Origin of the sequence: Shewanella schlegeliana, from assembly GCF_016765635.1 — a bacterium.
GTDB classification, from domain to species: domain Bacteria; phylum Pseudomonadota; class Gammaproteobacteria; order Enterobacterales; family Shewanellaceae; genus Shewanella; species Shewanella schlegeliana.
In genome coordinates, this window is the sequence record NZ_JAESVD010000014.1 from 101,897 (window position 1) to 114,690 (window position 12,794).

Annotated in this window: 13 protein-coding genes and 1 rRNA gene; 8 read left to right on the forward strand and 6 right to left on the reverse strand. The window is 45.4% G+C overall.

The features are described from left to right. Nucleotides 1-5 precede the first annotated feature (5 nt). Nucleotides 6-764 carry a type II secretion system protein N gene (locus JMA39_RS19570; RefSeq protein ID WP_202723577.1) on the forward strand — a complete coding sequence of 253 codons (759 nt, stop codon included), beginning with the start codon at nt 6-8 and terminating at the stop codon, nt 762-764. A 56-nt stretch (nt 765-820) separates the two neighbouring features. Here JMA39_RS19570 and yrfG read toward each other — a convergent pair whose 3' ends face one another. Further along, nucleotides 821-1,489: a GMP/IMP nucleotidase gene (gene yrfG, locus JMA39_RS19575; RefSeq protein WP_202723578.1), complete on the reverse strand. Its 669-nt coding sequence runs from the start codon at nt 1,487-1,489 to the stop codon at nt 821-823. 87 nt (nt 1,490-1,576) lie between these two features. Between yrfG and nudE the strand changes: the two genes are divergently transcribed. From nudE to JMA39_RS19595, 4 genes are read left to right on the forward strand one after another with little or no spacing between them, the layout of a single operon-like run. Beyond that, nucleotides 1,577-2,131 (forward strand): ADP compounds hydrolase NudE, encoded by a 555-nt coding sequence (nudE, locus tag JMA39_RS19580; protein ID WP_202723579.1) that lies wholly within the window; start codon nt 1,577-1,579, stop codon nt 2,129-2,131. 44 nt (nt 2,132-2,175) lie between these two features. After that, nucleotides 2,176-2,988, forward strand: a complete 813-nt coding sequence (gene cysQ / locus JMA39_RS19585; RefSeq protein ID WP_202723580.1) for a 3'(2'),5'-bisphosphate nucleotidase CysQ — start codon at nt 2,176-2,178, stop codon at nt 2,986-2,988. Then, nucleotides 2,981-3,442, forward strand: a complete 462-nt coding sequence (locus JMA39_RS19590; RefSeq protein ID WP_202723581.1) for a GNAT family N-acetyltransferase — start codon at nt 2,981-2,983, stop codon at nt 3,440-3,442. The genes cysQ and JMA39_RS19590 overlap by 8 nt, the downstream gene beginning before the upstream one ends. A gap of 5 nt (nt 3,443-3,447) precedes the next feature. After that, nucleotides 3,448-5,133 carry an MFS transporter gene (locus JMA39_RS19595; protein ID WP_202723582.1) on the forward strand — a complete coding sequence of 562 codons (1,686 nt, stop codon included), beginning with the start codon at nt 3,448-3,450 and terminating at the stop codon, nt 5,131-5,133. Nucleotides 5,134-5,151: 18 nt separating this feature from the next. On the opposite strand, the gene mnmH is transcribed toward JMA39_RS19595, so the two are convergent. The 3 genes from mnmH to JMA39_RS19610 all read right to left on the reverse strand — a co-directional run bounded on the left by mnmH (nt 5,152) and on the right by JMA39_RS19610 (nt 8,587). Further along, on the reverse strand, nt 5,152-6,249 hold the full coding sequence (gene mnmH, locus JMA39_RS19600) for a tRNA 2-selenouridine(34) synthase MnmH (RefSeq protein WP_202723583.1): 1,098 nt from the start codon (nt 6,247-6,249) through the stop codon (nt 5,152-5,154). Continuing rightward, nucleotides 6,249-7,289 (reverse strand): selenide, water dikinase SelD, encoded by a 1,041-nt coding sequence (selD, locus tag JMA39_RS19605; protein WP_202723584.1) that lies wholly within the window; start codon nt 7,287-7,289, stop codon nt 6,249-6,251. The genes mnmH and selD overlap by 1 nt, the downstream gene beginning before the upstream one ends. A gap of 191 nt (nt 7,290-7,480) precedes the next feature. Beyond that, the gene (locus tag JMA39_RS19610) at nt 7,481-8,587 is read right to left on the reverse strand and encodes a fatty acid desaturase (protein ID WP_202723585.1); all 1,107 of its coding nucleotides are present in this window, start codon (nt 8,585-8,587) and stop codon (nt 7,481-7,483) included. 139 nt (nt 8,588-8,726) lie between these two features. Here JMA39_RS19610 and fabR point away from each other — a divergent pair, with 139 nt between their 5' ends. Then, nucleotides 8,727-9,341: an HTH-type transcriptional repressor FabR gene (fabR, locus tag JMA39_RS19615; protein ID WP_202723586.1), complete on the forward strand. Its 615-nt coding sequence runs from the start codon at nt 8,727-8,729 to the stop codon at nt 9,339-9,341. A 63-nt stretch (nt 9,342-9,404) separates the two neighbouring features. On the opposite strand, the gene trmA is transcribed toward fabR, so the two are convergent. Beyond that, entirely contained in the window at nt 9,405-10,502 is a 1,098-nt protein-coding gene (gene trmA / locus JMA39_RS19620; protein ID WP_202723587.1) for a tRNA (uridine(54)-C5)-methyltransferase TrmA, read from the reverse strand. 196 nt (nt 10,503-10,698) lie between these two features. On the opposite strand from trmA, the gene murI reads away from it, so the two are divergent. After that, nucleotides 10,699-11,529: a glutamate racemase gene (gene murI, locus JMA39_RS19625; protein ID WP_202723588.1), complete on the forward strand. Its 831-nt coding sequence runs from the start codon at nt 10,699-10,701 to the stop codon at nt 11,527-11,529. Nucleotides 11,530-11,539: 10 nt separating this feature from the next. Here murI and JMA39_RS19630 read toward each other — a convergent pair whose 3' ends face one another. After that, nucleotides 11,540-11,998 (reverse strand): RNA recognition motif domain-containing protein, encoded by a 459-nt coding sequence (locus tag JMA39_RS19630; protein ID WP_202723589.1) that lies wholly within the window; start codon nt 11,996-11,998, stop codon nt 11,540-11,542. Nucleotides 11,999-12,678: 680 nt separating this feature from the next. Between JMA39_RS19630 and JMA39_RS19635 the strand changes: the two genes are divergently transcribed. Continuing rightward, nucleotides 12,679-12,794 (forward strand): 16S ribosomal RNA (locus JMA39_RS19635); the annotation flags it as partial.

A 12,794-nucleotide genomic window follows, 5' to 3' on the forward strand; every position in this document is an offset into this window, starting at 1 on the left:
TTGTAGTGAAATTAGCAAAAAAGATAGCCCTTGGCTTTTTGGTTTATTTGGTCTTTTTAGTGGTGCTATTTCCGGCCAGTGTTGCAGTTAAATTGGCGCCCATTCCGAAAAACATCAGTATCAGTGGTGTCAGCGGCACTATCTGGGCTGGCAGCATCGATACGCTGAGCGTACAGAAGCGCCAAGTGGAGATGATAAGCTGGGATCTTAATGTTTGGTCATTACTGACAGGCACTGTTAAGGCCGATGTCGTTATTGGTAACAGAGCCAGCGCGGTAAACGGTAAGGGAACGCTAGCCTATTCGCTAAGTGGATTAGATGTTAGCGGTTTAAGATTTGAGGCACCAAGCAGCTTCCTGTTAGGACGTACTAACTTACCCTTTAGAACGAAAGTAAATGGCGAGTTAAGTGTATTAGTTGATAACTTTGAACAGGGCTTGCCTTGGTGTGAACAGCTGTCGGGCAAGTTATTCTTGAATCAAGTGAATGTGACTAACCAGTTTGGTAAATACCCGTTAGGCGATATTGCCCTTGGTCTAGCGTGCCTTGATGGAAAAGTTGAATTAACCACAGATGAAAAGCTTAACGCTTTAGGTCTCGATGGTAATATTGTATTAGCCGATAACAAGATGGTGCAGGTGAACGCGAAAATTCGTGAAGTGAACACTCAGCCTGATGATCTTAAGAAAGCACTTTCTTTCTTAGGTAAGAAAGACAGTCAAGGTTATTACCCGATAACCTATCAAGGGCGTTTGCCTATCTAGAGGTTAATCTATTTCGTTAATAGCAAAAGGCGCCATATTGGCGCCTTTTTTGTGTTTTACGATGACTTTATGAGTTCATCTAATAGGTGGTGATAGTCTTCAATGGCAGGGAAGTCATCGAAGATCTTGTTGGGTTTCTGGCTATCTGGGTTAGCTATGCCTAACTGATAACCGACGCCTGCGAGTCTTGCCGCCTGAAGTATGGCTTCGTTATCATCGATAAACAGGCAGCGGCTTGGGTCGAGTTTGTATTGCAGAAACAGATGCTGCCAAAATAACGGATGCTCCTTTGGGTAGCCTGTTTCATGGCTCGAGATCATATGATCTAGGCCTAAGCTTAAATCTGTATGTTCTAACTTCAGCGCGAGATTCTTAGGGTGGGCATTAGTGACTAGGATCCGTGATTTATTCGCGCGTTTTAGGGCGTCTAGAAAGGGCATGCTGTCTTGGCGTAGCTGGATCCGTTCAACCAACTTGCGATGCAACGCCATAATATCTAGTCCCATCTGTTGCTGCCAGTAATCGAGACAGTACCAGTTTAAGGTACCCTCGACATTGGCATAACACTGCTCAACCCATTCACTCGCTTCTTTTACCGATATGTCACGCTCTTGGCTCAACTCATGGGGGATAATCTGTAACCAGAAGTGGTTGTCAAAGTGCAGATCGAGCAAGGTGCCGTCCATATCGAGTAGAACGGTATCAATTTCATTCCATGGAAACATAGATTAGTGATCCTAGAAAATTCATGTTGTAGATTGGGAGAACAATAGTAAGATTATACTTGAATTGGCAGCCGCCCCGAGACCCGTATGACTAAAAAGAATGATAAGCCTGAGATTTTGCATGCCGAAGTGGTTGCATCGAGCCGACTATTTCAAATAGAGCAGGTGCACTTGAGGTTTTCCAATCAAGTCGAGCGTCAATATGAGCGCATGAAGGGCAATAATCGGGGCGCGGTAATGGTTGTGCCAGTGTTAAGCCGAGAGCAGCTACTATTGGGCCGAGAATACGCTGCTGGTACTCATAGCTATGAGCTTGGCTTTCCTAAGGGGTTGATCGATCCTGGTGAGGAGGCTCATGAAGCTGCGAATCGTGAGCTGCAAGAAGAGATTGGTTATGGGGCGAGAAAGCTAACCCATTTAATGGAATTAAGCTTAGCGCCGGGTTATTTCGCCAGTAAAATGCAGATATTTTTAGCCGAAGATCTCTATGAGAGTCGCCTCGAAGGTGATGAGCCTGAGCCTATCGATTTGGTAACTTGGCCGATAGCAAACTGGCAGGAACTGCTCGAAGAGGAAGATTTTTCCGAATCTCGCAGCGTAAGTGCTTTATTTTTAGCATTAAAACATCTACAACTAAGTTAGTAAAAGTCGACGTAGGTCATGGGTATTAGGCTGTTGGAGTAGTTATGAAGCCAGAGAATTATGTAGATCAAGTCATTGAGATCGCCACGTTAGCCGGTAAGAAGATCCGCGATATCTATCAGAAAGGTGATTTTCAGCGCGAGATAAAATCTGATAATACCCCTGTGACTTCTGCCGATCTTGCTGCCCATGAGATTATTACTACAGCTTTACAGGCATTAACGCCTGACATTCCTGTTCTGTCTGAAGAAGATGCCGATATCCCCTTTTCTGAACGCTGTGATTGGCAGCGCTACTGGTTGGTCGATCCGCTGGATGGCACTGGTGAATTTATTGCTGGCAGCGGTGACTTCTCGGTCATTATTGCCTTAGTTGAGCATAACCGTCCCATTCTTGGCGTGGTGTATGCACCTATGACCGAAGTTTGTTATTACGCCATCGCCGGTTTGGGCTCCTATAAGCGTAAAGGCGGCAACGAAGTGCGTATTTGCAGTAAGCAGCTAACTCGTGATACCTCCGACTCACTGCGTTTAGCGGTAAGCCGTCGTCAAGACCCTCAGTCTGTGATTAAACTCTTTAATCAGAATAAACACTGTGAATTAGTGGTGCTCGGTGGTGCTGCACTCAAGAGTTGCCTAATTGCCGAAGGGCGAGCCGATTGCTACGTACGTATTGGGCCTACAGGTGAGTGGGATACAGGTGCGGCGCAGATCATTGTTGAAGAAGCGGGGGGGCAGATCATGGATCTTAACCTGCAACCGCTGACCTACAATGAACGCGAAAGCCTCGAAAACCCGAATTTTATCGTGGTTGGCGCACCAGCACTTGAGTGGGACCAAATTCTAATCAATGAGTGATTCAATTCAACTCAGTATTGCCACAAAGCAAGACTTAAAGGCGATCGATGCGCTCGAGCAACAATGTTTTGCCGGGCATTGCTACCCTGACTTTTTCTTTAGACAGGCATTAGACTGTTGGCCTGATGGTTTTCTGGTAGCTAAAAATGCCGACGCTAGAGTGATCGGTTATCTACTGGCATCCAATAGTGCTAAAGCTGATGTCGCTTGGATTCTATCGATCGCGGTATCGGACAGTGCGCGCGGTAAGGGCATTGGCAGCAAGCTTATCTCACAACTATTAGCCACTCTTCCTTCTGAGGTTAATCAGATCAACTTGACCGTCGCGCCAGATAACCCGGCAAGGGCATTATATCTGCGCTGTGGTTTTACAGAGATGGGCTTCGAGGCTGATTACTTTGGAGAGGGCGAGCCAAGGCTGTTGATGAGTTACTTCAAACAGGAACATTGCTAAGGCCGATGTTATTTAGCCGACGTTTCTTACCTTACTTTGTGACTCAATGCCTAGGTGCATTGAATGACAATGTATTTAAGAACGTTCTATTGCTGTTAGTGAGCTACTCTCAGGTCGACGAATTACCCATAGATGTTCACCTATTTGTAAACTTAGCCGCAGGCTTGTTTATTCTGCCTTTCCTGCTGTTTTCTGCCCATGCTGGGCAGGTGGCTGACAGTGTCGATAAAGCCTTGTTGATCCGCCGGCTTAAGGTTCTTGAGCTAGTGATTATGACGGTGGCGATATTTGCCATTATCAGCCACAGTTATCTAGTGATGTTGCTATTGTTGTTTTTGACTGGAGTACAATCTGCCTATTTTGGACCAGTAAAGTACTCCCTGTTACCTAGAGTGCTGCGCGACAGTGAGCTGGTCTCTGGTAATGCGTGGGTCGAGATGGGCACCTTCTTGGCTATTTTAGCCGGTACCATTTCAGCTGGAATGATAGTTGCCAGTGACTATGCAACTTATTGGGCTGCAGCCACGGTATTTATTCTAGCATTGATAGGTATGACGGCCAGTTGGTTTATTCCTAGCATTCCCGCTCATTCAGATGTGAAGCCACGCTTTGCTATTATCTCCGCTACGATGGCCAATATAAAAAAGGTGCGCCAATCTCCCGAGATCTGGACTGCCATCTTAGCTATTAGTTGGTTTTGGTTTGTTGGCGCGACTTATCTCACTCAGTTTCCAAACTTTGCTCGTATTACGTTAAACGCCGATCCCACCGTTGTTTCGCTACTCTTGCTGCTGTTTTCGGTGGGGATCGGTACAGGCTCCTTTATCTGTGAGCGCTTGTCTTGTCGGCAGGTCGAATTGGGGGTAATGCCATTAGGCTTGATGCTATTAGCCATTTTTGGCATCGACCTCTACTTTGCGCTACCCGCTATGACCAGTGTTGAAACGCTCTATAGCCTACAAAGCTTCATTGTAGAGGCGGAGCATTACCGCCTGATGCTTGATCTATTTATGATCGGCGTAGGTGGTGGTTTGTTTATTGTGCCGCTTTACACCTACATTCAAGCACGAGCCAAAGAGGGCGAGTGCGCGCAGGCGATAGCCAGCAATAATATTATTAATGCCCTGTTTATGGTGAGCTCGGCTATCTTTGCCATGCTGGCACTCAATGTATTGCAATGGTCGATAGCGCAGCTGTTTTTGCTCTTAGCGAGCGCCAATCTTGTGGTGCTTGCTTACCTGCTCTGGCGTTGGCCCGAATTGCTCTTGAGTGTTATTAGCTACTTAATTCGTAGAGTTAGGTATACCACTAAGCTGCTTGATACTGGAGAGCTGCATAAGTCTCCTAGGTTGTTAGTGGTGGTTGAGCAAGCGACTTGGCGTGACTTGGCGGTTATCTTCGGTAGTTTTAGCCATCCACTCTTATTTGCGCCGGAGGTTTACCAAAAAACTGCTAATCACGGCTTGGCTAGCTGGATACTATCTAGACTGACTTGGTATGCGGAGCGTCATATCGATATTGATAGCGTGATCTGCGGGGATAAGTCCTCTGTGGACAAGCTTAAAACCCGTGCAGAGTTTGTTGACTTTAAAGTCGTGCTCGTTAAGTTTGATGCCGTTGCAGGAAGAGTGCAGAAGGTAGAAATAACCCCGTTAGCAGCCGAAGGTGACAGGCTAACGGGATTCGCTTAAAGCTTGTACTGATTGGTATTAGTGGTTATCTAGCCACTGATGCATCGCTTGGTGATCACCTTTAAAGATGATGCGTTGAGCCTTCTTATCAATTTGATATTGATACATAGGGTCGTAGTATTTTACCAATAGCAATTCAATCCACTCTAAATGGGCACTGGTGTCGTTTTGGCTCGCCTGAATATTTAGGGCGTTAGTGATTATTGCCTGAAACTCATCGTGCTGTTTGTTACCTAAGCGTTTTTTGATGCCTGTGATGCTCTGGGCTAAGTACTGGGCAAACGCCTCAAAGCCAGCCTCTTCACCGAGTCTTTCGAGGTAACCACTATGCATCTTATGTACGTACTCATTGAGTAGACGTGCCAATCTTGCATCTAAGCTTTCTTCGAGTACCAATACGTTAGCACTTTGCATTCCGGCATAAAAAGCTTGTGGTAGTGCTGAACGACCAATCAGATAGCTCTCATCTTCAAGCAGTAGATGTTTTGCATCGCTATCTTGATGCTTCAATAGTGCCACCGCCAGAGAGTTTTCGAAGTTGATCTGGCTAGGCTGTCCCTCGTGGTAGCGGCCAAAGCTTGAGCCCCTATGGTGGGCCAGCCCCTCTAAATCTACTGCTTCTTTTCGCTGTAGCAGGAAATCGGTTTTACCACTACCAGTGATCCCGCTCAGAATAAGCATGGGTTTGACGTTTGGCGCATCATCGATGGTTTCAATCAGATACTGGCGCATTGCTTTATAGCCGCCTTCAATAAAGGGGATATCTAGGCCAGCTTCCTTTAGCCATTGCTGGGTTAGCTGTGAGCGAAGGCCGCCACGAAAACAGTAGAGGTAGCCATCGGGGTTTTTCTCAAAAAAGCGTAGCCAAGTGTCAATTCTCTGTTGCTTCACTTCACCATGAACCAAGGAGTGCCCCAGTTCTATGGCAGCAGCTTGGCCTCGCTCCTTGTAGCAAGTACCTACAAGTCTGCGCTCTTCATCTTCCATTAGGGGATGATTGACGCTGGCAGGGAAGGCCCCTTTCTCAAACTCTACTGGTGCGCGCGCATCCATTATAGGATGATCGTTAACGAGTATTCGGCGATATTCGCTTGCGTGCACTTTGTTGAGTGACATTAAATTAGCTCCACGGTGTTAAGCATATTCTTTTCGACTAATTGGCCGATACAAACTGGCTCAATACCATTTTCAGCCAGCAGACTTTGTAGTGCTGCTTCGCCTTCTGTAGAGATCGCTATTAACAAACCGCCACTGGTCTGTGGATCACAGATAATCGCTTTTTGCTCATCAGTTAATCTAGGTAAGTGCTCACCATAACTGTCGAAGTTTCTGTGAGTGCCTCCAGGAATGCAGCCTAGCTCTAGATAGTGACGAGCATTTGGCAGTAGTGGCAATAGGCTGACATCAAGCTTGGCACTCAAGTCTGCACCATGACACATCTCTAGTAGATGGCCAGCTAGACCAAATCCTGTGACATCGGTAAGTGCATTTACTTGTGGGATCTTAGCGATTTTAGGGCCAAGAATATTGAGCTGACACATGGCCTCAGCAGCGGTGTTTAGATCGGCGTCGGCAAGCTTCTTCTGTTTCTGGGCGGTTGTTAAAATACCAATACCGAGAGGCTTAGTGATATATAGCTTGTCTCCTGCCTTCGCAGTATCGTTTTGCTTGAGTTCATCTAATGGGATCTGCCCCGTTACCGCGAGACCAAAAATAGGCTCTGGCGAGTCGATACTGTGGCCACCGGCTAGCATGATGCCTGCGTCGGCACAGGCTTTACGGCCTCCGTCGACGACTTGCTGAGCAACCTCGGCTGGTAGCTTGTTTACAGGCCAACCTAAAATTGCGATAGCCATCATAGGTGTGCCACCCATAGCATAGATATCGCTGATAGCGTTTGTCGCAGCGATGCGGCCAAAGGTAAATGGGTCGTCAACGATTGGCATAAAGAAATCAGTGGTACTAATAATGCCAGTGGTCTCGTTTAGCTTATAGACAGCGGCATCATCACGAGTCTGGTTACCCACCAGTAGATTCGGATCGTCAAATACAGGTAGCTGGCTGGCGAGTATGGTGCCGAGCACTTTTGGTGAAATTTTGCAGCCGCAACCTGCGCCGTGGCTATACTCGGTAAGTTTGATTTCTGAATCTGACATGAGCTTAAAACGCCCTGAAAATAGTAAGTAGCCGATCATAATAGACCCATAACCTAGGGACTTCAATCGGCCTCCGCCACAAGTTGAGACTTGAACCTTATCATCGATAGCAATATTTGTTAGGAATGGGAAAACATGACCCGTAAAAACAGCAAAGCCGCTGACGTAGCGGCTTTGTCTCTATAATGGGTCTAGCTAAAGCTTGCGGTTAAACTGTGCCAGCTTTTTTGTTGCTGCTTGAAACGTAGTTTTAGCTCTTTCACTTGGCTAAGCAGATGCTTGTCTGCCAGTTGTTTGCGCTTGGCTTCAAGTAACGCCTTCTTGGCATCGTAATACTCGCCTAGATGAGCCTTCAACGTTTCATATTCTGTTTGTAACTTTTCGATTAGCTCTTCGCTATTCGGGAGGTGAGCCACTTTACTTTGGGTGCGTTTTAGCTGCATCTGCAATCGAGCATATTCGATTCGCTCTTGTGGTACCACTCGGCGACTATCGGCTAATCCCATCCAGGCTAAGGTGTTAATCAGCCATTTGGTTGGATCGTACTGCCACCAATGGATCCCATTTCGGTAATCATTCTCAAAAATATGGTGGTAGTTATGGTATCCCTCACCATAGGTTAACAGTGCAATGAAGCCGTTATCACGAGCGGTATTTTTGTCTGTGTAGGGCTGTGAGCCCCAGACATGCGCTAGAGAATTAATGAAAAAAGTACAGTGGTGAACGACAACCAAGCGCAGCAATCCGGCTAACAACAGCATGCCCAAGATATCACCGTTTAGCCAACCTAATAGTATGGGTAAGCCAAAGTTCATAACGATTAGAAGCGGTAAGTAGTGCTTGTGCTGCCACATGACGATTTTATCATTTTGAAGATCGCGAACGTTTTTGTAGTCATGATAACGCTGGGCCTGATACTCACGTAGCATCCAGCCAATATGGCTGTACCAGAATCCCATTTTGGCAGAGTAGGGGTCCTTATCGTTATTATCGACATGCTTGTGGTGTACTCGATGGTCTGAAGACCAGTGTAGTGCGCTGTTTTGCAGGGCTAACGCTCCACCTAAAGCATAGAGGAATCGCACTGAAGCATGGGCTTTATAGGTACGATGAGACCAGAGCCTATGGTATCCACCAGTAATCGATAGGCCGCTCGCAAAGGCGAGCACGACAAAAGCAACCCATTCGATGGCGTCAAAGCCATGGGTAATGCCATACCAGGGAACGAAAATTACTGCGCAGATGAAGGTGATGCTAAACAGGCCCACATTCATCCAGATGATTGGAGGTTTTTTCATTATATTTATAATCTCAAGTTGAGCGTACATCTGTACGCCAATTTAACTTGGATAGTGATCTGGGTCAAGTTTGTTGATGCTGCGTTTTGTGTTAAAAAGCGGTATTATTCAAGGAATAATTTTTGTAAGTAGGTTCAACATGGGCATTAGAGCACAACAAAAAGAGAAAACGCGGCGGGCACTTGTCGATGCGGCATTTAGTCAGCTAAGTGCTGAGCGTAGCTTTTCTAGCCTGAGTTTGCGTGAAGTTGCGCGTGAAGCGAATATTGCCCCGACATCTTTCTATCGTCACTTTAAAGATATGAATGAGCTCGGTTTGACCATGGTAGATGAAGGTGGTCTTACGCTAAGACAGATGATGCGTAAAGGACGTCAACGTGCTGAAGCCGGTGGTAGCGTAATTCGTATTTCTGTAGAAACCTTTATGGAAGTGCTTGAGTCTAATCCTAACGTATTCCGTATTTTACTGCACGAACGTTCTGGTACATCAGCCCCCTTTAGAGGTGCAGTAGCCCGTGAAATAGAGCACTTTATTTCTGAGTTAGCTCATTATACCGAGGCTACGGCAAACCGTTCACCAGAGCTCGCCCATGCACAAGCCGAGGCGCTAGTGACACTTGTGTTTAATGCCGGAGCTGCAGCACTTGATATGAAGCGCGCGGATCGTAAAATCTTAGCTGACCGTTTAGTTATCCAGTTGCACATGATTGCAAAAGGGGCCGAAGCGCTACAGCATAAGAAAGAGCAGAAGTAATTTACTATAAACAAAAACGGCATCCTGAAGGATGCCGTTTTTTGGTTAGGTTTTCGCTTAGAGCTATCTCTTCTCGAGGAAGACACCCGATTCCATATGATCGGTATAAGGGAACTGATCGAACAAGGCGAACCGAGTGATCTTATGGGTCTTGCTCAGCTCAGACAGGTTATCGATTAGGGTGTGGGGGTTACATGAGATATAAACGATACGCTCATAACCTTGTACTAGCTTAACTGTGTCGGCATCCAAGCCTGCGCGTGGTGGGTCGACAAAAATGGTATTACAGTTATAGCTATCTAAATCGATACCTTCCAAACGTCTGAAGCTGCGCTTCTTTGCCATAGCTTCGGTAAAGTCTTCTGCTGACATTCTGATGATCTGCAGGTTTTCGACTTGGTTAACCTCAATATTATATTGTGCTGACTCAACAGACGGTTTGGCGAGTTCCGTTGCTAATACACGATCAAAGTTTTGTGCCAAAGCGATAGAGAAGTTACCGTTACCACAATAAAGCTCCAGTAGATCGCCAGTGCTATTTTTGGTGACATCGATAGCCCACTCCAGCATTTTTACTGACACATTACCGTTAGGTTGCGTGAAGCTGTTCTCTATTTGATGATACTGTAGCTGTTTGCCTGCAACATTGAGCGACTCCACTACGAAGTCTTTATCTAATACGATCTTCTGCTTACGGGCACGACCAATCAAGTTCATATTGAATTGAGTGCTAAGCGTTTGCTTAAGGATTTTCGCTTGCTGCTCCCATTCGCTGTCGAGCTGCTTGTGGTACAAGAGCGACACTAAAATTTCACCACTCATTGTGGATAGGAAGTCAATTTGAAATAAGCGATGACGCAAGATCGTGTTCGGCTTTAATAGTTCAACCAGAGCTGGCATCATCTTGTTGATCAATTCGCTCGCGGGTAGAAACTGATCACAACGAACTTTACTATTAAGTTCTTTATCGAACATATAGTAGTAGAGATCTTCGCCCTCATGCCAAACTCTAAACTCCGCACGCATACGGTAGTGGGCAGGTTGAGAGCTGAATGTCTCAAGTTCCGGGGTATCAAAATCAGCAAATAACTGCTTTAACTTGACGCGCTTTGCTTCGAGTTGCACATCATAGGTTGTAGGATCCATTGCTGCTAAATTCATATCTTGATCACCGTTGGCATTAATTAGGGGCGGAATATTATACTAGATAGCTGGGATGTCCAGTTTCTCACTTCCGATTTTACCTAGCTTGTGGGAAAATTCTAAAGCAATATTGCAGCTCCTGCTGTCTACCTCGGACAAACAGTAGCTCTTTTAAGCTTATCACTGTCATTTAACTCTATCGCGGAGAATACTTTTGTTTGGACCTATTCTTATTTTTGATTCTGGGATCGGTGGCTTATCGATCTTCGATGAGATCAGAAAAGTATTACCCGACCAAGATTGTTGCTACTTATTTGACAATGCACGCTTGCCTTATGGAGAGTTAGAAGAGTCTGTTCTTATTGAGGGCTGTGTTGAACTTATTTGTGAGCAGGCACAGAGAATAGCTGCCGAACTTGTGATTGTTGCTTGTAACTCGGCTAGTACATTAGTGCTTCCCAGCTTAAGGTCACAACTTTCGATTCCTGTCGTAGGTGTTGTACCTGCAATTAAGCCAGCAGCAAAAGTATCGCAAGCAAGACATATAGGCTTACTCGCAACGCCAGGAACGATAAAACGCTCTTATACCCTAGAATTGATTGAACAGTTTGCCGATGGCTGCAAGGTAGAACTATTTGGATCATCAGAACTTGTAATGCTAGCCGAAGCAAAGCTGGCTGGAGATAAGCTTGACCTTAAACTGCTTGAGTCTCAGCTTAGGCCGATAAAGGAATCGCAACTAGATACCTTGGTTTTAGGCTGTACGCACTTCCCTATATTAGCGCAAGAGATGCAGCAAGTTCTCGGGCATGGAGTGAAGTTACTTGACTCTGGAGTGGCTATTGCGCAAAGGGTGGCATATCTGCTGAATGAGATATCACTAGAAAGAGGGCAAAATAGGGGGGACGTAAGAGCTGATAAGAATAAAGAAAAGAGTTTAACGGCTATTTATACTACGGAAGATATTTCGGCGGGTTTAACAACCAGACTAGCTGAAAAAGGGTTCACAACAATAGTGTCACGCTCTTCAGCCAATCTAGGTTAGTTATATATCTTTATGCGTTGTTATCACTTTTATCTGAGTCTTGTGATTTAGCTTCACGCACTTTCAATGTTCTTTCCTGAAAGTCGAACTCGTTTAGCTTAGCCATGGCTTTTTTTGCGCCGGCTTCAGACATTTCAATAAATCCAAATCCTTTACGGCGTCCTGTTTTGCGGTCACGAACCAAACGTACCGAATTTACAGGACCGAATTCACCGAATAATGATTTTACTTCACCTTCATGAACACGATATGGAAGGTTACCTACATATAGTGTCATTGTTGGACCGCTATATGGTTCGTTGCTGTTAGTTGTAGAGGCAGGCGTTTTAGATTGAAGAGAAAAAATAACGCTTGCGATGATAGCACCAGTAAAGAACGCTATGGCACCGTTTAGATCCGGTGCAATCTGAAAAATGGCTAATGCACCTATAATGGCTACCGCCAATACGATCAAGAATGACTTCTGCATAAATATAATCTCTAAAGAGTTAATAAATGAATTGATAACTAACTGTTAATAACCTGCATATGGTAATGAATTATTAGCCAATACTCTAGTGTGTTGCTGAAAAAATGAACTTTATCTAAGGTTTGGCATTAAAATGGTGAACTTATAGGCAATAAAAGTGGAATAAATAGCCTTGAAGGCGGGCTTTGATGAAAAGTTCAGCATGCGAACAATTTCCTTATAAAAAGCGCTTGCGCTCTTTTTGAATCTCCCTATAATGCGACCCCACTGACACGGCGCAGCAGGCAACACGCCTAGCAAGCAGAGTTAGTGAGTTAACCTTCTTCGGAAAGATAACTCTGGTGACAAGCGGTTTAAGGACCTTCGGTGAAGACTTCTGATTAAGAATTCAACGCTTGAAAAACTTCTTAAAATAAACGCTTGACGCCAACAACGGGAAGTGTAGAATACGCCTCCTCAGCCAAACGACCTAAGCGTCTAAGGCGAAGTCTGAAAGACGACTTCACGCTCTTTAACAATATGACAAGCAAATCTGTGTGGGCACTCACAGAGATTAAGTTATTCGAAACTGTCTTCTAACGAAGCAGTCAAAAATTTACTTAATGAATGAGTGTTCATAGCAATATGTAATACAGAATTCGTTGAGCCGCTGACCCTTTCGAGGTGAAGCAAAAAAACTTTAATTGAAGAGTTTGATCATGGCTCAGATTGAACGCTGGCGGCAGGCCTAACACATGCAAGTCGAGCGGTAACACAAGGGAGCTTGCTCCTGAGGTGACGAGCGGCGGACGGGTGA